Source organism: Thermomonas sp., assembly GCF_029945965.1.
In the GTDB taxonomy this organism is placed as follows: Bacteria; Pseudomonadota; Gammaproteobacteria; order Xanthomonadales; family Xanthomonadaceae; genus Thermomonas.
On the sequence record NZ_JAQSDO010000006.1, the window covers coordinates 13,240 to 32,816 of the forward strand.

The 19,577-nt window shown below is 63.3% G+C and carries 18 protein-coding genes and 1 tRNA gene; 9 read left to right on the forward strand and 10 right to left on the reverse strand.

The annotated features are described in order from the left end of the window. The first annotated feature begins 102 nt into the window (after positions 1–102). The 3 genes from PSV05_RS01350 to PSV05_RS01360 are packed head-to-tail and all read left to right on the forward strand — an operon-like array spanning position 103 to position 5,206. Complete coding sequence (locus PSV05_RS01350; protein ID WP_300060363.1) at positions 103–1,200, forward strand: efflux RND transporter periplasmic adaptor subunit; 1,098 nt, start codon at positions 103–105, stop codon at positions 1,198–1,200. A 6-nt stretch (positions 1,201–1,206) separates the two neighbouring features. Continuing rightward, positions 1,207–4,341, forward strand: a complete 3,135-nt coding sequence (locus PSV05_RS01355) for an efflux RND transporter permease subunit (protein WP_300060366.1) — start codon at positions 1,207–1,209, stop codon at positions 4,339–4,341. Next, positions 4,334–5,206: a TrmH family RNA methyltransferase gene (locus PSV05_RS01360; RefSeq protein WP_300060369.1), complete on the forward strand. Its 873-nt coding sequence runs from the start codon at positions 4,334–4,336 to the stop codon at positions 5,204–5,206. The genes PSV05_RS01355 and PSV05_RS01360 overlap by 8 nt, the downstream gene beginning before the upstream one ends. Before the next feature lie 173 nt (positions 5,207–5,379). Here the strand turns inward: PSV05_RS01360 and PSV05_RS01365 are convergent, their stop codons facing one another. The 4 genes from PSV05_RS01365 to PSV05_RS01380 all read right to left on the reverse strand — a co-directional run bounded on the left by PSV05_RS01365 (position 5,380) and on the right by PSV05_RS01380 (position 8,385). Next, positions 5,380–6,783 carry a M28 family peptidase gene (locus tag PSV05_RS01365; RefSeq protein ID WP_300060372.1) on the reverse strand — a complete coding sequence of 468 codons (1,404 nt, stop codon included), beginning with the start codon at positions 6,781–6,783 and terminating at the stop codon, positions 5,380–5,382. A 122-nt stretch (positions 6,784–6,905) separates the two neighbouring features. Continuing rightward, a complete protein-coding gene (mscL, locus tag PSV05_RS01370; RefSeq protein WP_300060375.1) occupies positions 6,906–7,319 on the reverse strand; it encodes a large-conductance mechanosensitive channel protein MscL in 414 nt (137 codons plus the stop codon). A 49-nt stretch (positions 7,320–7,368) separates the two neighbouring features. Continuing rightward, entirely contained in the window at positions 7,369–8,064 is a 696-nt protein-coding gene (locus PSV05_RS01375) for a fumarylacetoacetate hydrolase family protein (protein ID WP_300061292.1), read from the reverse strand. Positions 8,065–8,100: 36 nt separating this feature from the next. After that, positions 8,101–8,385: a hypothetical protein gene (locus PSV05_RS01380; RefSeq protein WP_300060377.1), complete on the reverse strand. Its 285-nt coding sequence runs from the start codon at positions 8,383–8,385 to the stop codon at positions 8,101–8,103. A gap of 116 nt (positions 8,386–8,501) precedes the next feature. On the opposite strand from PSV05_RS01380, the gene PSV05_RS01385 reads away from it, so the two are divergent. After that, entirely contained in the window at positions 8,502–8,849 is a 348-nt protein-coding gene (locus PSV05_RS01385; RefSeq protein ID WP_300061294.1) for a Rieske (2Fe-2S) protein, read from the forward strand. Here the strand turns inward: PSV05_RS01385 and PSV05_RS01390 are convergent. From PSV05_RS01390 to thiS, 4 genes are read right to left on the reverse strand one after another with little or no spacing between them, the layout of a single operon-like run. After that, a complete protein-coding gene (locus tag PSV05_RS01390) occupies positions 8,846–10,684 on the reverse strand; it encodes an SLC13 family permease (RefSeq protein WP_300060379.1) in 1,839 nt (612 codons plus the stop codon). The genes PSV05_RS01385 and PSV05_RS01390 overlap by 4 nt on opposite strands. Positions 10,685–10,727: 43 nt before the next feature. Continuing rightward, entirely contained in the window at positions 10,728–11,462 is a 735-nt protein-coding gene (trmB, locus tag PSV05_RS01395) for a tRNA (guanosine(46)-N7)-methyltransferase TrmB (protein WP_300060382.1), read from the reverse strand. Position 11,463: 1 nt separating this feature from the next. Continuing rightward, complete coding sequence (locus tag PSV05_RS01400; RefSeq protein WP_300060385.1) at positions 11,464–12,267, reverse strand: thiazole synthase; 804 nt, start codon at positions 12,265–12,267, stop codon at positions 11,464–11,466. A 31-nt stretch (positions 12,268–12,298) separates the two neighbouring features. Next, positions 12,299–12,499 (reverse strand): sulfur carrier protein ThiS, encoded by a 201-nt coding sequence (gene thiS, locus PSV05_RS01405; protein ID WP_300061296.1) that lies wholly within the window; start codon positions 12,497–12,499, stop codon positions 12,299–12,301. 161 nt (positions 12,500–12,660) lie between these two features. Between thiS and PSV05_RS01410 the strand changes: the two genes are divergently transcribed. From PSV05_RS01410 to PSV05_RS01430, 5 genes are all read left to right on the forward strand, one after another. Beyond that, the gene (locus PSV05_RS01410; protein WP_300060388.1) at positions 12,661–14,520 is read left to right on the forward strand and encodes an autotransporter domain-containing SGNH/GDSL hydrolase family protein; all 1,860 of its coding nucleotides are present in this window, start codon (positions 12,661–12,663) and stop codon (positions 14,518–14,520) included. 70 nt (positions 14,521–14,590) lie between these two features. Beyond that, positions 14,591–14,664 (forward strand) — tRNA-Gly (locus PSV05_RS01415). Positions 14,665–14,759: 95 nt separating this feature from the next. After that, complete coding sequence (gene rimK / locus PSV05_RS01420; protein WP_300060391.1) at positions 14,760–15,677, forward strand: 30S ribosomal protein S6--L-glutamate ligase; 918 nt, start codon at positions 14,760–14,762, stop codon at positions 15,675–15,677. Between the two features lie 296 nt (positions 15,678–15,973). Further along, positions 15,974–16,657: a response regulator transcription factor gene (locus PSV05_RS01425; RefSeq protein WP_300060395.1), complete on the forward strand. Its 684-nt coding sequence runs from the start codon at positions 15,974–15,976 to the stop codon at positions 16,655–16,657. Beyond that, the gene (locus tag PSV05_RS01430) at positions 16,644–17,984 is read left to right on the forward strand and encodes a HAMP domain-containing sensor histidine kinase (protein ID WP_300060398.1); all 1,341 of its coding nucleotides are present in this window, start codon (positions 16,644–16,646) and stop codon (positions 17,982–17,984) included. Before PSV05_RS01425 ends, PSV05_RS01430 begins: the two co-directional genes overlap by 14 nt. Before the next feature lie 19 nt (positions 17,985–18,003). Here PSV05_RS01430 and PSV05_RS01435 read toward each other — a convergent pair whose 3' ends face one another. Then, positions 18,004–18,921, reverse strand: coding sequence for a branched-chain amino acid transaminase (locus PSV05_RS01435; RefSeq protein WP_300060401.1), 918 nt, complete (start codon positions 18,919–18,921; stop codon positions 18,004–18,006). Between the two features lie 64 nt (positions 18,922–18,985). Then, entirely contained in the window at positions 18,986–19,567 is a 582-nt protein-coding gene (locus tag PSV05_RS01440) for a hypothetical protein (RefSeq protein ID WP_300060404.1), read from the reverse strand. Positions 19,568–19,577: the final 10 nt, after the last annotated feature.

The following is a 19,577-nucleotide window of genomic DNA, read 5'->3' on the forward strand; positions in this document are numbered from 1 at the left end:
CATTTGGTTGACCGTGAAGTCGGTCGCAGGGTGCAAGCGGATGGCACAGGGCCTGTCACCCCGCAACGGCTAGAATCAACGATCCTTCGTACGAGTCGCGCCATGCTGCCAAGCATCCGCAATCTTTTCCTTGCCTGCATGTCGTTGGCGATCCTCACTGGCTGTGGCAATGACAAGGGCGCCGCGGGTCCCGGGGCACGTGGCATGGATCGACCTGTTCCGGTGACCACGCAGGTGGTGCAGCCACGCGAGTTCAGCGATACCTTGCGCGCACTTGGCACCGTGCATGCGCGCGAAGCGGTGACCATCACCGCCAAGGTCAGCGAGACCGTGCAGCAGGTGCATTTCGACAGTGGCGACACGGTGGTACGTGGTGCGCCGCTGGTGAGCTTGTCCGGCCAGCAGCAACAGGCTGCAATGTCCGAAGCGCAGGCCGCCGCCAGCGAGGCCACGCGCCTGTATCAGCGCCAGTCCGACCTGGCCGCACAGCAGTTGATTGCGCGTGCATCGCTGGATGCGCAGGCGGCTACCCGCGACGCCGCCAACGCCCGTGTTGCGCAGATCCGCGCGCAACTTGCTGATCGCGTGATCCGCGCGCCGTTCGCCGGCGTGCTCGGAATTCGCAAGGTCAGTCCAGGCGCGCTGGTCACGCCAGGTACGGCGATTGCCACGCTCGACGACATCGCCCGCGTCTACGTCGACTTCCCGCTGCCGGAAAGTGATCTGGCATTGGCGGGTGTTGGACAGCGGGTCAGCGGCAGCAGCTCCAGTTGGCCCGGCCGCAGTTTTGATGGCACCGTTTCAGCAATAGATCCGCGCATCGATGCCGCAAGCCGCGCGCTCACCGTGCGCGCCGATTTCCCGAATCCGGACCAGGCCCTGCGCCCGGGCATGCTAGTCGAGGTCAGCCTGCATCGCGCGGCGCGGCAAGCGCTGTTGCTGCCGGAGATCGCAGTGGTGCAAGTCGGTGACAAGACCTTCGTCTGGCTTGTCGGTGCCGATGGCAAGGTTGCCCAGGCCGATGTGAAGATCGGCGTGCGCCGCGATGGCATGGCCGAAGTCGTCTCCGGCCTGACGGCTGGTGATCGCATCGTGGTGGAAGGCACCGGCAAGCTGCGCGCAGGCAATGACGTGCAGGACGCCGCCAACGAAAAGGCAGCCCCCACCCCAGCCCTCCCCCGCAAGCAGGGGAGGGAGTAAAAACGCATGCGCCTGTCGGATATCTCGATCCAGCGGCCGGTATTCGCGACCGTCTTGAGCTTGTTGCTGGTGGTGCTGGGGGTGATGTCGTTCAGCCGCCTCACCTTGCGCGAACTGCCCGCGATCGATCCGCCAATCGTCTCGGTGCAGGTCGATTATCCGGGCGCATCGGCCAGCGTGGTCGAAAGCCGCGTCACCCAGCCACTGGAAGACGCGCTGGCCGGGATCGAGGGCATCAACACGATCGATTCGCGCAGCCAGAACGGTAGTTCTTCGATCAGCATCGAGTTCCTCGCCAGCCGCGATGTGGAAGCTGCGGCCAATGACATCCGCAACGCGGTCAGTCGCGTCGCCGACCGCATGCCGGACGAAGCGCAGGCGCCGGAAATCAGCAAGGTCGAAAGTGATTCCGACGCGATCATCTGGTTCAACCTGCGCTCGTCCACCATGGACACGCTGCAGCTGACCGACTACGCAAACCGCTATGTCGTGGATCGGTTTTCCAGCCTCGAAGGCGTCGCCCAGGTACGCATGGGTGGTGGCCAACGCTATGCGATGCGGGTCTGGTTGAACGGCGATCAGCTGGCGGCGCGTGGACTCACCACAGGTGACGTGGAAGCGGCCTTGCGCGCCGAGAACATGGAGCTGGGCGCGGGTCGGATCGAATCGGCCGACCGTGACTTCATTTTGCGCGTGGCGCGCGATTACACGAGTGCCGAAGCCTTTGCGCAGATGCCCATTGCAAAAGGCGCGGATGGCTACGTGGTCAAACTGGGCGATGTGGCAAGGGTTGCACTGGACTCGGTGGAACGCCGCTCCTACTACCGCAGCAATGGCGAGCAGGCGATGGGCCTTGGCATCGTCAAGACCTCGACCGCAAACAGCCTGGATGTCGCGCGCACTGCGCAGGAAGAAGCCAAACGCATAGGCGCCACGCTTCCGCAGGGCACAGATATCTACGTGGCCTTCAACAGCACGTTGTTCATCGAAGCCGCGGTCGAGCGCGTGTACGAAACCCTGGCCGAAGCCATCGTGCTGGTGCTGCTGGTGATCTGGCTATTCCTGGGCAGCATGCGCGCCGCGTTGATCCCGGCGGTGACCGTGCCGGTATGCCTGATCGCAGCGTTCACCGCACTGTATGTATTCGGGTTCTCGATCAACTTGCTGACCTTGCTCGCGCTGGTGCTGTCCATTGGCCTGGTGGTGGACGATGCGATCGTGGTGGTGGAGAACATCCAGCGCCGTGTCGACCTGGGTGAGCCCGCTCTCGTCGCCGCCAAGCGTGGCACCAAGCAGGTCGCCTTCGCGGTGATTGCCACGACCGCCGTGCTGATCTCGGTGTTCCTGCCGGTCGGTTTCCTGCAGGGCAATACCGGGCGCCTGTTCCGTGAGTTGTCGGTGGCATTGGCCGCGGCAGTGGCGATCTCGGCATTGGTCGCGCTCACGCTGACGCCGATGATGGCGTCCAAGCTGTTGCGCCCGCATAGCGGTCCGCATGCGGTGCACGGCAACCGGGTGAGCGAGTGGCTCAACGGCAAGTTCCAGGCAATGGCCGGACGCTATCGCGGCGTGCTGGATCGCCACGTGCATCGAATCTGGCTGTTCGGCGCATTGATGCTGGCCGCGCTTGCTGCTTCGTTCTTCCTGTTCAAACTGCTGCCGAGCGAGCTGGCGCCAGCGGAAGACCGTGGTTCGTTCCAGTTGTCGATGGACGGGCCGGAAGGCGCCGGTTTCGATTACACCGTCCGGCAGATGCACAAGGTCGAGGCGATCCTGGCGAAGGAAGTCGGCGACGACAAACCCATCATCCGCGCCAATCCGCGCGTGCCCGGCAGCTGGGGGGGCAGCGAAGAAATGCACACCGGTCGCGCCAGCATCTTCCTGCAGCCATGGAACAAACGCTCGCAATCGACTGCGGAAGTGGCCGACGAATTGCAGAAGGCGTTTGCCGGCCTGACCAGCGTGCGTGTGCGTACCCAGGTTGGCGGCGGCCTGGTGCGCACGCGCGGACAACCGTTCCAGTTGGTGCTGGGTGGCCCAGACTACGCCGAGCTGGCGAAGTGGCGCGACATCATGTTGTCCAAAATCGAGGACAACCCGGGCCTGGTCGGTGCCGATTCGGACTACAAGGAAACCCGTCCGCAGATGCGGGTGAAGATCGACCGCGCGCGCGCATCGGACCTTGGCGTGTCGGTCGGCGATGTTGGCCGTGCACTGGAAACCATGATGGGCGGGCGCCGCGCCACCACTTTCGTCGACAATGGTGAGGAGTACGACGTGGTGCTGCAGGCCGCGCGCAATGCACGTTCCTCCCCCGCCGATCTTGGTGCGATCCAGGTGCGTGGCGGCCATGGCGAACTGGTACCGTTGTCGAACCTGGTGACCTTGAAGGAAATCGCGGAACCCGGCTCGTTCAATCGCTTCAACCGGCTGCGCTCGATCACGATCTCCGCTGGCCTCGCGCCTGGCTATCGCTTGGGCGATGCGGTGACTTGGGCACAGCATGAAGTGGATACCTCATTGCCGGATTACGCGCAGGTCAGCTGGAAGGGCGAGTCGCGCGAATTGCAGCAATCCGGTGGCGAGGTGCTGCTGACCTTCGCGCTGGCGCTGCTGATCGTGTACCTGGTGCTGGCGGCGCAGTTCGAGAGTTTCCTGCATCCGCTGGTGATCATGCTGACCGTGCCACTGGGCGTGCTGGGCGCGTTGATTGGCCTGTGGATCAGCGGCGGCACGCTCAATCTTTTTTCACAGATCGGCATCGTGATGCTAGTCGGGCTGGCGGCGAAGAACGGCATCCTGATCGTGGAGTTCGCCAACCAGCTGCGCGACGAGGGTCGTAACGTCCACCAGGCCATCGTCGAATCCTGCGCGATCCGCCTGCGTCCGATCCTGATGACCTCGATCGCCACCGTGATGGGTGCGGTACCGCTGGTCGTCGCGGGAGGGCCGGGCTCGGCCAGTCGCGCCACGATTGGTATTGTGGTGATCTTTGGGGTGATGGTCTCGACCTTGCTGTCGCTGTTCGTGGTGCCGGCGTTCTATTCGTTGCTGGCGCCGTTCACGCATTCGCCCGAAGCATTCAAGCACGAACTCGAAACATTGGAAGCAAGCACCCCGGAGGTGTCCGCACATGACTGAGCGTGAATCGCCATGGAAAACCCGCGCACAGCGTGACGCGCGACCTGCACGCCAGGAACCCGCACCACGTGTCTACCGTGAACGCCCGCCAGTGGTTGAACCTGCAGCAGCGGATGCGCCGCAAGACGAACGTCGCAATCCTGAACTGCGCATCCATGGCATGAATGCACTCACCGCCGTGTTTGCCAAGCGGCCACAGGCCATCCGCAAGCTCTATCTGCTCGAAGCGCGCATCCCGCAGTTGCAGCCCTTGCTCAAGTGGTGCGTGGCCAATCGCGTCGGCTATCGCGTGGTCGAAGACGGTGACTTGCAGAAACTCGCCGCCAGTGCCCATCACGAAGGCGTGGTTGCCGATGTGCTGCGCGCGGAGCCGCAACCGCTTACCACGTGGCTACGTGAACTGCCCGAAGGTCCGCAATGCGCGCTGTGGCTGGATGGCGTGGGCAATCCGCACAACCTTGGCGCGATCCTGCGTAGCGCCGCGCACTTCGGCGTAGCGGCCGTGCTGCTGCCGAAGCATTCGATGCTGGCGCTATCCGGCGCGGCTGCGCGCGTGGCCGAAGGTGCCGCGGAAGCAGTGCCGTTCGTACGATTGGGGCGCGACGACAATGCGCTTGCGCAACTGCATGGAGCCGGCTTCCAGCTGGCTGCGACCGTGGTAAGCGGTGGCAGCGATCTGTTCAAGGCGAAGCTGCCGCAGCGCCTGGTCTATGTGCTTGGCGCCGAAGGCGAAGGCATGTCGGGCGAACTCACCACGACATGCGACCTCAAGCTGTCGATTCCTGGCAGCGGAGCGGTTGAAAGCCTGAATGTGTCTGCTGCGTGTGCCGTATTGCTGGCGCAGTGGGTGAGCAGCCGCGCGTAGGGCGAGCCTTGGATCTGCGCGGTGCTGCTGGCGCAGCGTGTGAGCGGTCCATGTAGAGCGGGCCTTGGCCCGCTAGCCGACGCAACTTCGAATCGAAGCAGCGGGTCAAGACCCGCTCTACGCGGCTCTCAGGAATCATAGGGTGGGTCCAGGCCCGCCCTGAGGTGTGTCTGTCAGTGCGCTTGGGTTTCAGCCGGTTTCGGCGCGCTGCCGAAATCGCCATCTGCCTGCGCTGTTAGCCATGTGAGCACCACGTAGGCGGCCACGTTCTGCGCGAGTTGCTTCGGGTCGATCTTGTCGAGTGTGTCTTCGGCGGTGTGGTGCAGATCGAAGTACTTGGTGCCGTCGTGCCCCAGCGATGCCCAAGCCATGCCGAGTCCGGCCATCATCTCGATATCCGATTCCGGTCCACCCGTGCCCGGCATCCACTTAATGCCCAGCGGCTCCAGCGCGCTGGAGATTTGCGCCATCACCTCTGGTTGCAGCTTGGCCGCGCTGCTGTCGAACTGGTAGATCCGGTCGGCGCCGAAATCGCTTTCCGCGGCGATCACATGCTTGCTCACTTCGCCCGCATGCTTTTCGGCATACGCACGACCGCCCCATAGCCCTTGCTCCTCGTTGGCGAATGCGACCACGCGGATGGTCCGGCGCGGCTTCATCGGCTTGAGCAATGCGCCGGTGGCCATGGTGATGGCAACGCCGGCGCCATCGTCGATCGCGCCGGTACCGAGGTCCCAGGAATCCAGATGACCGCCGAGCAGCACGATCTCGTCAGGCTTTACGCTGCCGGTGATTTCGCCAATGACATTTTGCGAGGTATAGGTACCGTCGAAGCCGCAATCCAGCGAGAGCCGCACGCGGGTCGGGCCAATCGCGACCAGGCGCGCGAGTTGCGCCGCATCAATCGTCGAAAGTGCAGCGGCCGGGATCGGCGTCAGTCCGGCGGCAAGGCGTGTCATGCCGGTGTGTGCGGCGCGCGAGGTGTCGGTGCCTGCCGAACGCATCAGGAACGCCGACGCACCCTTCTGGATCGCCACCGATGGCCCGCCGCCACGGATGCCGCCGCCGTTGCGGTAGTCGCTACCGTCCTGCTTGCGCTGCATCTGGTAATCGACGAAGGCGATCTTGCCCTTCAGTGATCCATCCGGCGCCGCCTGCAGTGCGGCCAGGTCGGGGAAGCGCACGACTTCGCCTTCGACCGTACCGCCAGGGCTACCGCCGAGTGCGGTCAGCACCAGGTTCTGCGCGCTGCCGCCAAGGACTTCGCCATGTTCGCTGCGACGCACCCATTTCGGGAACGTGACCGGCTCGGTCCATACCTTGTCGTAGCCGAGTGCCTTGAACTTGGCCACTGCCCAGGCGACTGCGCGCGCATCGGCTTCGCTGCCGGCAAGGCGCGGGCCGACTTCGGTGGTCAGCGACTCCACTACCTTCCAGCCGGTGTCGTCATGCAGTGCCTTCTCACGCAATTGGCTGGCTGTGGCCAGTGTTGCAACGCTGACATGGGTCGCACGTTGGGCATGGAGCGGGCCGCTGAGGGTAACGGCAAGGGCAAGCAGCAGGACAGTACGGCGCATTGCGCGATCTCCATGGAGTAGGCGCCAGGATGCAAACATGGGCGCGAAAACGACGAAACCCCGAGCGTAGCAGCCCGCGGTTCCAATGCGCTGTGCCGGTGGTCATGCCGGCATCGCGAAGTCTATTTTTTGAGTGAGTCGCGGATCTCGCGCAGCAACAGGACTTCCTCGGAAGGCTCGGCCGGTGCGGCGGGCGCTGCTTCCTGCTTGTGGTGCATGCGGTTGATCGCCTTGACCACCAGGAAAACGGCCAGTGCGATGATCACGAACTGCACCAGGGTATTGAGGAACGCGCCGATACCGATCGCCACCGCAGGCACTGCTTCACCAGCGGCGTTCACTGTGGCGTCCTTCAGCGTAATGACCCATTTCGAAAAATCCACCCCGCCGATGAGCAGTCCGATCGGCGGCATGATGATCTTGTCGACGCTCGCGGTGACGATCTTGCCGAATGCCGCGCCGATCACCACAGCGACTGCCAGGTCGATCACGTTGCCCTTGGCGATGAAATCCTTGAATTCGCTGACCATGCCCATGCGCGCATCCTTTTGTTGGGATGATGTCGTTGATGCTTCGGCCGGAAGCTCAAGCGACCTGTGGCGGCTGGATGCAACCCTGCAATTCGATCAGGTTGCCCAGCCTCGCCAGATAGCGATCGCCAACCTGCAATGGCCCTACGCCCGCCGGCGTGCCCATGAATATCACATCGCCCGCGCGTAGCGCATAGAGCTTGGACAGTTCATGCAGGATGTCGCCGACATCCCAGATCAGGTCCGACAGAGGGCCGTGCTGGCGGGTTTCGCCATTCACCTGCAGGCTGATGTCGAGCGAGGTGTAATCGCCAATCATGTCGGCAGGCAATAATGCACTGACCGGTGCCGAGTGGTCGAACGCTTTGCCGGTATCCCACGGCAAGCCCTTGGCCTTGGCGGCGGCTTGCAGGTCGCGGCGGGTCAGGTCGAGGCCGATGCCGTAGCCGAACACCAGTGCCATCGCTGCATCGGGCGCCAGAACGCCCACAGGCGCATCACGGCCGAGCGCAACGAGCAGTTCGACTTCGTGATGCAGGTTGTTGGTACCAGGCGGGTAGGGCACTTGCCCATCGATGACGATCGCATCGGCCGGCTTGCAGAAAAATACCGGCGAACCGCGATCTTCCTTCGATGCCGGCGCCGCAGCACCCATTTCGCGTGCATGGTCGGCGAAGTTGCGACCGACGCAATAAATACGCCGAACCGGGAAATCGCCGAGCACGCCATCGCTGGCATTGCGTACCGGAATCCGCGGCGTCGCCGCGGCAGCGACAAGGTCAGCCACTCAGCGTGCCTGCGGCAGTTCAGCCTTGGGCAATACGCGGTACTCGCCGGGAATGGTGTCGCCACCATGAGCGATCGGTTTGCTGCGCTGCTTCCACAGGCGCACCAGCAGGCCTACCGCCAGCATCGCGATGCCGACGAACACGCTCACGAACAACAGGCCCAGCAACAAGGCTACGCCAACCGCGCCCAGCACCCAGCGCAGGATGCGATGGCGCGGCCTGCGCGGCGCCTTGAACGGGTCAAAGCGGAAACCTTGGAACGAACGGGCACGGAATACGGACATCGAGGTTGAATCCCCAGGGCGCTAATGCGCCATGACACAATGACGACAGTATCGGACGGGTGCGGATTCGAGTTGTGAGTAGTTCGTTAAATGGTGATGGCGTCGACACCTCGCACATGCCCTTGTTGCGGGTGGATGCCCTGGCCGCGGACAGCCTGCATGAGGTCGAGGCGGTGCTGGATGGCGATGCGGAATCACTGATCGTGCATCGCGATGCCGCGGGCGCGGTGCATGCGTGGTTGAACGTGTGTCCGCATGCGGGCCGGCGCCTGGATTGGGCGCCTGGCGAGTTCCTGCGCAGCAAGGACGGTCTGCTGGTATGCGCCGTGCATGGCGCCAGTTTCGAACTTGCCGGTGGCGAGTGCGTGGCCGGTCCCTGCCGTGGCGAGCGATTGCGCGAAGTTGCAGTGCATTGCGTGGATGGCGATGTGCGGCTTGGCGCCGCGTCGGATGCAGCCACTTAATAAAGCAGGTTGATCATCACCACGATAATGGCGGTGTAGGCCAGGGTCAGTGGGCCACCCGTGCGCCACATGTCGCGCACCGTGTATGCAGCCGGGCCGGTAATCATCGAGATCGACGGGTTGGATGCGGTGATGAAGTTGTTGGAGGCGGACAGCGCCACGATCAATGCGAACGCGGTGGGATTGCCGCCTACTGCCAATGCCAGGCTGATTGCCAATGGCACCATCACAATCGTCGCGCCAACGTGGCTGATGACCAGCGAAAAAGCAGTGGTGAACAGTGCCAGCACCAGTTCGATAAGCCATACCGGCATGCCTTGCGGCAGGCGATCGAAGCTGTGCCCGGCAATCCAGGCCGCTGTGCCGCTGGAATCCATCGCCCAGCCCAGAGGGATCAGGCACGCCATCAGGAATACGGTCTTCCAGCTGATGGCTGCATAGGCCTCGTCCATCTTCAACACGCCGCTGACCAGCATGCCGGCAACGCCTGTCATCAGCGCGATCGAGGTAGGGATGCGCGAGGAAAGTGCGAGCAGCATGCTCACCGCGAAAATCGCCATGGCGATCTTGAATTTGTGCGGGCGCTGCTCGCCCTTCGGATAATCAGTCACCACCACGAAGTCGCGGCTCTCGGCCGCTTCCGCAAGGTCGGTCCAGATGCTGTGCAGGACCAGCATGTCGCCCGCGCGGATGGCGATGTTGCGCACGTCTTCGCGCAATACGTGTTTGTCGCGGTTGATCGCCAGCAGGCTGATGCCGAAATGCTTGCGCAATTGCAGGTCGGCCTGGGTCTTGCCGATGAAGCGCGATGTCGGGGGGACCACCGCCTCCGAAATGCCGGCACGGCTGGGGTTGAACAGGTCGCCGAAGGTTCGCAGGCGGGTCGACAGGCGCAGGAAGTTGTTTTGCGCGAAGTCGGCAACCTGCTCGCGTGGACCCATCGCGCCGAGCACGCTGCCGACCCAGATGCGCGCATCCGCCGGTGGTGCCAGCCGCGATTCATTGCCGGTCAGCAAGGCCAGCATCAACGGCGAACCGGGTACTGCTTCGGCCTCGCCAATGCTCATCCCGACCAGCGGGCTGTCGGCGCTGACGGTGAGTTCATAGACATCGCCATCAATGCCGTAGGCGCGGGCGAAATAACTTTGGGTGCGGGCCGGAGTGACCGCTTCGTCCACGTCCTCGCGCAGCAGTTTGGCGCCGAAGAAATGAAAATAAAGCAGCGATGCAGCCAGCAACGCCAGCCCGATCGGCAGCGGTGCGAACATTTTCAGCGGTTCCAGTGTCGCCGCACCCGAAGGCATGTTGGCATTGGCCGAAACCAGCAGGTCGTTGAGCAGGATCAGCGGCGAGTTGCCGACCATGGTCAGGCTGCCGCCCATGATGATTGCTGCCGACATCGGCATCAGCAGCCTGGACAGGCTGATGCCGGTGCGCGCAGCCAGCCGCGATGCTACTGGCAGGTAAAGCGCAGTGACCGAGGTGTTCTGGATGATTGCCGAGTTGAGGCCGGCAACACCGGATGCCAGCAGCAGCAGCCGCTGTTCAGCCCCGTTGGCGCGCCGCAACAGCCAGCTGGCGAGGCGATTGAGTGCGCCAGTGCGGTCCAGTCCCGCGCCCAGAATCATGGTGGCGATGACGTTTATCACCGCGCCGGAGGAAAAGCCGCCGAACAGGTCTTCGGGCGCAATCAGGCCGGTCAGGCCCAGCACCACAAGCACCACCAGGGCGACCACATCGGCGCGGATGCGATCGAACAGGAACATCAGCATCGTGAAAAACACCAGCCCGAGCACCAGTTGCATGTCCGAGGTGAGCGTCAGCGCGGTATCCATTCTGCGACGAGCGTTTCCCTGTATTCAGCCGGCAAGCGCCGGGTCAGCAGCGGTCGTACAGTAGGTCCCAGACGCCATGACCGAGTTTCTGGCCACGGGTCTCGAAATGCGTTTGCGGGCGCCAGTCCGGTCGCGGCACCGCACCACGCAGTCCCGCGCGATTGACGATACCCAGCGTTGCATCCAGCACATCCCACATCTGCTCGGCATAGTCCTGCCAATCGGTGGCGAGGTGCAAGCGGCCATCGGCCGCAAGCTTGCGCACCAGCAGTGCGGCGAAGGTGGAATTCACCAGCCTGCGCTTGTTATGGCGCTTCTTGTGCCACGGATCCGGGAAGTAGATGCGCACTTCATCCAGCGTGCCATCGGCGATCTCTTGTTCTAGCACCTCGACTGCGTCGTGGTGGTAGAGACGGACGTTGCCGGTATCGTCATCGCCAAGCGCATTGAGCAGGCGGCCGACGCCCGGCGCATGCACTTCAATACCGATGTGGTCGCGCAGCGGATCGTGTTGCGCTGAGTAACGCAGGGCTTCGCCATTGCCGAAGCCTATTTCGAGGATGCGCGGCGCGGTACGCCCGAACAATGCATCGAAGTCGCGCGGGCTTCCTGCGTAATCAATGCCGAAGCGCGGCCACAGTTCATCGAACGCGCGCTGCTGGGCTTCGGTGAAGCGACCCTGGCGAAGCACGAAGCTGCGCACCTTGCGCTGGCCCTCGATAATCGTGAACGGCTTCGGCGGCACCTTGCCGCCAGCACTGGAGAACGGATCCGTCATCTCAGCCGATGAGCCCATCGATCGGCGAGGACGCACTTGCGAAACGCTTGCGCGGGATACGGCCGGCCAGGAATGCTTCGCGTCCGGCCTCGACCGCCTTGCGCATGGCACTGGCCATCAGCACCGGGTTCTTGGCGCCGGCGATCGCGGTGTTCATCAGCACGCCATGACAACCGAGTTCCATCGCGATGGCCGCATCCGATGCGGTGCCGACGCCGGCATCGACAATGATCGGCACCTTGGCGTTCTCGACGATTTCGATCAGGTTGTATTTGTTCTGCACGCCCAAGCCCGAGCCGATCGGCGCCGCCAGCGGCATCACCGCGACGCAGCCGATTTCCTCCAGACGCTTGCACAGGAGTGGATCGTCGCTGGTGTAGACCATTACGTCGAAGCCGTCCTTGACCAGGATCTCGGCGGCGGCGAGGGTAGCGACGACATCGGGATATAACGTGCGCGGGTCGCCCAGTACTTCGAGCTTCACCAGCTTGTGGCCATTCAGCAGCTCACGCGCCAGCCGGCAGGTGCGCACCGCGTCGTCGGCGGTGTAGCAGCCGGCGGTGTTGGGCAGGATGGTGTAGCGCTCGGGCGGCAGTACGTCGAGCAGGTTGGGCTCGTCGGGGTTCTGACCGACGTCTTTGTTGAAGAACGGCGTCCGGCGGATCGCGACGGTGACGATCTGTGCACCGGCGGCCTCGGTGGCGCGGCGGGTCTCGTCGAGGTCCTTGAACTTGCCGGTGCCGGTCAGCAGGCGCGAGGCATAGGCCTTGCCGGCGATATGGAGCAGGTCGGATGTCTGTGTCATCTGGTCATTATTGCCGATGCGGACGATTGCCTCACCCCCCCCCCAGCGCATGCACGATTTCGACGCGGTCGCCGTCTTGGAGCTTATGTTCGGGATGTTGTGCACGCGGCACGATGGTGCCATTGACCTCGACCGCGACGCGGCGCTCGGCCAGGCCTTCGGCCTTCAGCAGGCTGGAGATGGTGTCATTGGCTAGAGTTTGGCGGGCTTCGCCATTGAGTTGGATCTGCATGCAGGGATTTTCGCCTGTTTTGCGGACCGGGCGTGCGGCGGCGCAACTTGTGAGCGTTATAATTTCGTGAAACCATTCGAACCATTCGGTGTCGTACTGTTGCTGCAACGCGATTGTCCACAGCATCCACCGCCTGAATTCCGCCCCCTCAGAGGATCGTCATGAAAGCCAAATTCTCCCGCACCGTGCTGGCCGCTGCCCTGGCCCTGGCCGCGATGCCGCTGTATGCGCAAAACCAGCCGACCTTCACCCAGACCGTGTTCTTTGGCGACAGCCTGACCGATGGCGGTTATTTCCGTCCGCTGTTGCCTCTCAGTGTGCAGGCGGTGACCGGCCAATTCACCACCAATCCGGGTCTGGTCTGGTCGCAGTACCTGGCCGACTACTACGGCAGCAATGCCGACAGCGCCTGGTTTGGCACCGGCGCAGGCACCACGCCCGGAGCCGGCAACAACTGGGCGGTCGGTGGCGCTCGCGCCGGGCAGGATAGTTTTGGAGCACTGGGATATACGCCATCGATGGCGTCGCAGGTCACCAACTATCTGTCCCGTAACGGCGGCCATGCCGATCCTGGCGCGCTGTACACGGTCTGGGGTGGCGCCAACGACCTGTTCGCGGTGCAGGCCAACCCGGCCAATGCGCAGGCAATCATCGGTGGCGCAGTGGCCGCACAGGTCGGCATCGTCGGCACACTGACCACTGCCGGTGCCAAGTACATCCTGGTGCCGACCATTCCAGACCTCGGCCTGACCCCGTCCTCGCGTGCCGGTGGTGCAGTCGCGATGGCGCAGGGCACGGCGCTGACCGCCAGTTACAACAACGCACTGTTCGGTGCACTGGCATCGGCAAACATGCGGGTGATCCCGCTGGACACGTTCCACTTCCTGCAGGAAATCGTCACCAATCCGAGCACCTATGGCATCGTCAATGTTACCGGCACCGCTTGCCTGCCACCCGGTAGTTCTTCGCTGACCTGCAACCCGACCTCGCTGGTCAGTCCGAACGCACCTTATGACTATGCCTTCGCCGATGGCGTGCATCCGACCACCGGTTCGCACAAGATGCTCGCGCAGTTCGCGGAATCGGTGATCGAAGGCCCGCGCCAGATCGCGATCCTGCCGCATTCCGAGGCCACGATTGGCCGGGCCCGCACTGAAATGTTGTCGACCAACCTGGGCAATCGTCCAGAAAGCGATGGCATGCGCTGGTGGGCCAGTGCCCTCAATACCAATCAGCGCTTCGGGCGCGGCGGCACCGCTGACGGCTTCGATGGCGATGCGCCAAGCCTCAACGGTGGCATGCAGTGGGCGGCCGGCAATCTCACCTATGGTGCGTTCGGTGCGTACGGCAAGGCCAATATGGATTGGGGCATGCGCCGCGGCAACTTCAAGCAGACCGATACCACCCTGGGCGGTTTCGTTGGCTGGTATGGCGATGGTCCGTGGGCGAATGCGCAGCTGAGCTACACCTGGCTCAACTTCGACGTCAAGCGCGACATCGTGCTTGGCCCGGCGGTGCGGACCCACTACGGCTCCGCCAACGGCAGCAACCTGACCGCCGCAGGCAGTGCGGGTTGGACCTTCACCCACGGCATGTTGAGCCATGGTCCGGTGCTCGGCCTGGTGTCGCAGAGGATCGACGTGAATGGCTTCGCCGAATCCGCTCCGGCGATGTCGACCTCGCTCGCGTATCCGAGCCAGTCTTTCAATTCGTTGGTAGGCAGCATTGGCTGGCAGGCCAGTCTTGCACTGGGCGAACACATCACGCCCTACGCCAAGCTGACCTGGGATCGCGAGTTTGAGAAGCCGGCGGCGGAAGCCTTCGCCATGGCGCAGTCGATGCCCGGTACCCAGCCGTATGCGGTTCCGGGCCTGGTGCTGGATCGCGAATACGGTACCGCGCAGTTCGGCGTCCGCAGCGAGATGTTCGGCATGGATGTGCAGACCGGTACCCGCATCACCGTCAACCAGGACAATGGCAACAACGCGACGTTCTTCGTGACCGTGGCCAGGAAGTTCTGATAGCACCAGTGGCGCACGCTTGCGCGTGCGTTGCGCCGCCCGTTGCGCTCGGCATAGACTTGCCGCGCAAGCGGGTGTAGCTCAATGGCAGAGCTGTAGCTTCCCAAGCTACTGACGAGGGTTCGATTCCCTTCACCCGCTCCAGATCGACAACGGCGGCACCCCGGATGGGGTGCTGCCGTTTGCTTCGGGGCGCGCTTGCGGTTGTTGAAGCATCGAACATCCCCCGAGTCACGCCGATGAAACTCGCGATCCTGTCCCGCAACAGCAAGTTGTATTCCACGCGCCGACTGGTCGAGGCCGCACGCAACCGTGGCCATAGCGTGCGCGTGCTGGATCCTTTGCGTTGCTACATGCGGATCAGCACCGAAGGCTTTGAGATGCACTACAAGGGCGCCAGCATCGCCAACTATGCGGCGGTGGTGCCGCGGATCGGCTCCTCGGTGACCCGTTATGGCTGCGCTGTATTGCGCCAGTTCGAACTGATGGGCAGCTTCACCCCGAACAGCGCGGCGGCCATCGCGCGTGCACGCGACAAGCTGCGTTGCCACCAACTTCTGGCGGCGGAAGGGATCGGTCTGCCGGTGACGGTGTTTGGCGACAATCCCGACGATACCGGCGACCTGCTGGCCATGCTCGGCCCGCCACCGCACGTGATCAAGCTCAATGAGGGTACCCAGGGCGCGGGCGTGATGCTGACCGAGAAATTGTCTGCCTCGCGTGGGGTGATCGAAACCCTGCGCGGCCTGTACGCGCATTTCCTGGTACAGGAATTCATCGCTGAAGCGAAAGGCGCCGACCTGCGCTGTTTCGTGGTCGGCAACCAGGTGGTTGCAGCGATGTCGCGACATGCCCCGAAGGGCGACTTCCGTTCCAACCTGCACCGCGGCGGTACTGCCAGGGCAGCGCGCGTGAGCAAGGCGGAAATCGCCACCGCGGTACGGGCCGCACAGGTGCTTGGCCTGGGCGTGGCCGGCGTCGACCTGATTCGGTCCAAGCGTGGCCCGCTGGTGCTGGAAGTCAATTCCTCGCCGGGGCTTGAAGGGATCGAGCACGCCACTGGCATCGATGTCGCCGGGCACATCATCGGCCACGTGACATCGGAAGGCAGCGTTGCCAACAAACACCCACGCAACACGGATTTGACGGATTCTTAATCGCTATGCGGCTAACGTGGCGCTGTGGCGCTGCTTCCACCCCCGGAGCCGCCATGCAGGACAGCAAGTGACCTTCGGCCCAGGTGGATTCCCGCCTGGGCCTCTGTTTGTCCGTGCTAGTTATCCAAGATAGTTGTCTGAATTGTCCTTGCGGTCGCCACAGACCCGCGACGATGCGAGAGTGGCAGGCCCAACTGTCTGAGACGTGCTGTGCCAGAATCGTTGAACCATGAACATCGGTGCAGGTCACAGCCAAGGCTGCATCTGTCCTGCAAGCCCGCCGAAAGGAACCCTGCATGCGCATCCTGGTCATTGAAGACAACCCCGATATCGCCGCCAACCTGGGCGATTACCTTGAAGACCACGGACATACCGTGGACTTCGCCGCCGACGGCGTGACCGGCCTGCACCTGGCTGTAGTGCATGAATTCGATGCGATCGTGCTGGACCTCAACCTGCCCGGCATGGATGGCCTTGAGGTCTGCCGCAAGTTGCGCAACGAGGCGCGCAAGCAGACCCCGGTGCTGATGCTGACCGCGCGCGATTCGCTGGACAACAAGCTGGCCGGCTTCGATTCCGGCGCGGACGACTACCTGATCAAGCCGTTTGCGTTGCAGGAAGTCGACGTGCGCCTGAACGCGCTGGCCCGGCGCGGGCGCGGCCCGCAGGCGCGGATACTCAACGTGGGCGAGCTGGAGTTCAACCTCGATACGCTTGAAGTCCGCCGCGAAGGCAAGTTCCTGCAACTCAACCCGACCGCGTTGAAGATACTGCAGTCGCTGATGGAGGCCTCGCCGGCGGTAGTGACCCGGCAGGAACTGGAAACCCGGGTGTGGGGCGAGGAGTTGCCGGATTCGGACTCCCTGCGTGTGCATATCCACGGCCTGCGCGCAATGATCGACAAGCCATTCGCCACGCCGATGATCCAGACCCGGCATGGTATCGGCTACCGGATCGCCGTACTCGATGTCGAAAGCTGACCCCGCGCCGCAGCGGTCGGTTGCCCGTGGCCGGCACCGGCTACGCACACGCATCATTGTTTCCTTCATGTTGCTGGGTTTTGGCCTGACGGCACTGTTCGCCGTAGCAATGGTCAACTTGCGAAACCGCCTGGAAAATCAGCTCATCGAGAACACCCTCAAGCGTGAGGTCGCAAATCTCGTGCAGCATGTCGAGACGCGTCCCGACGAGCCTCCTTACTACCTTGTCTTCGATGCCCGTACCTTCAGCGACGACAACGCCTACAAGATCAACCCGCTGTATCGTGACCTGAAGTCAGGCGTGCACGAGATTCGTGAGCCTGACGTCAATGGCGTTATCCAGGTTTACAAGGTCGCAGTCCGCATGGGGCTGAGCAAGGAAGGAAAACGGTTCACAAGTCTGGTGCGGTACAACGTCACTGATGCCGCAGCAACATCGGATGTATTGACTCAATGGCTGTTTGGAGCGGTGTTGGCGTTTACCCTGCTCGCCCTCGTGTTGGGCTGGTGGTCGGCCTCCCGCGTGATGGCCCCGGTGTCCGACCTCGCCCAGCGATTGCGACGCAGTGGCATGAGTTCCGACACAGATGAACTGGCGCCGTATTTCGCCGAGGACGAAGTGGGCGAGCTGGCCAAGGCCCTCGACGACTACGCGGGCCGCCTGACCGAGGTCGTGCAGCGCGACCGCGAGTTCAATGCCGATGTAAGTCATGAACTGCGCACGCCACTGGCGGTGATTCGCGGTGCAGTGGAGTTGCTGCTGTCCAAACCCGAACTGGATGAACGCACGCGCAGTCGCTTGCAGCGCATCGAGCGTTCCGAATTGCAATGCACCGACTTGATCAGCGCGTTGCTGCTGCTGTCGCGCAACGAACGTGCGCAGGGCCATTGCGACGTGGCCAAGCTGGCCAAGCAACTGCTGGACAACCATCGTGCGCAGCTTGGTGGCAAGCCGCTGGAGCTGCGTCTGGAAGGCGAACCGAAGCTGATGATCGATGCGCCGGAATCCGCGGTAGCGGTGGCCTTGGGCAACCTGATCGGCAATGCGGTGAAGTACACCCGCAGCGGTGAGGTGGTGGTGCGTCTGCATGCCGATGCGGTGGAAGTGGTGGACTCCGGCCCCGGACTGAGCGCTGACGATGCCGCGCGCCTGTTCGAGCGTGGTTATCGCGGTACCCACGCCGGCCATTCGCAGGGCGGCGGCATTGGCCTGTCGATCGTGCGCCGGATCTGTGCGCTGTACGGCTGGGATGTGCGTGTGCGTCCTGGCGATACGCAGGGCGTAGTGGCCATGCTGCGCTTTGGGGCGCAGGACATCCTGGGCTGATTGCGCAAAAGAGCGAGTGTTACGCGTCCAGCATCTCCAGCCAACCGTGCTTGTCCGGCGTGCTGCCATCGAACAGTCCGAAGAACATCGACTGGATGCGCTGGGTCATCGGGCCGGGCTTGCCGGCGCCGACCTGGCGGCCATCGACCGAACGGATCGGGGTGATCTCGGCGGCGGTGCCACACATGAACAACTCATCGCATAGATAGAGATATTCGCGCGGCAGGTCGCGTTCGACCACTTCGATCCCGTTGGCACGGGCCAGGATAATGATCGTATTGCGGGTGATGCCGTTGAGCAGCGCGGCGCTGACTGGCGTGGTGTGCAGCGCGCCGTCGAACACCAGGAACAGGTTCTCGCCGGCGCCTTCGCTGAGCAGGCCGGTCGAGGCCAGCGCAATACCTTCGCCGAAGCCAAGCCTGCGCGCCTCGCGCGCGATCAGTTGCCCGGACAGGTAATTGCCGCCGGCCTTGGCGCCGGCCGGAATGGTGTTCGGCGCGACCCGCTGCCAGCTGGACACGCAGGCGTCGATCCCTTGTTCAAGCACGCCCTCGCCGAGATAGGCGCCCATCGGCCACGTCGCGACGGCAACATCGATCGGCGTTTCCGCGGACAGGCCGAACCCGCCAAGGCCGCGGTAGGCGACTGGACGCAGGTAGGCCTTGGCCAGTTCATTGCGCCTCACGACTTCGCGGCAGGCGGCGTTGATCTCATCCTGCGTGTACGGGATCACCATGTCGTAGATCTTGGCCGAGGCGAACAAGCGCTTGGTGTGGTCGGTCAGGCGGAAGATCGCCGGGCCCTTGGGCGTGTCGTAGCAGCGGATGCCCTCGAATATCGACGAGCCATAGTGCAGCGCATGCGCCATGACATGAGTAGTAGCCTCGGCCCAGGGCATGATTTTGCCGTTCTGCCAGATCCATTCGGGGTATTGCATCGCCGCCACTCCAGGGAACTTCAAACCTCGATTTTGCCTGAATCCGCCGCGACGCGGCACTTGCTCAGAAATGCACCCACCAGCAACCGAGGTTCTTGCGCAGGCCAAACACCGTGCGCGAGGGCGTGCTGTTGTTTGCCAGCGTCTGCTCGACGCGCAGGCCAACCAGACGCGGCCTGACCGCAGGTCGCGGGATGACGGCGCCATCCTGGTCGAATTCAAGGACGCCGGCATACGGATCGCTATAGGGGTCATAGCCACCCGAGTACATCGGTTGCACATCGACCAGTGGACGCTTGGCGATTATTTCCAATCGCTTCATCAACCGATAACCACTGGCGGTGGATGCACCGCTGAAATCATAAAGCCCCGCCAGCTGGTTGACGTCACTGGTCTGGATCGCATTGCCCAGCGAATACGCCAGGTCCTGCACACTGCGCGCGCAACCGCGATACACGTGACTGTTGTTGATCCCGATAATCCCGTTGGAGGACAGGCGCTCGGTCGCGCCGATGTCCTCGCATTTGCGATCGGTATAGATCAGGTTGCCGTCGCTGGCCGTGCAGCGGCGTACCTGCGCCTGTGCGGCATGCGGCATGTACGCGGCGATTAGCAGCAGGAGTGACGTCAGGAGGATGCGATGCATGCACCAGCCT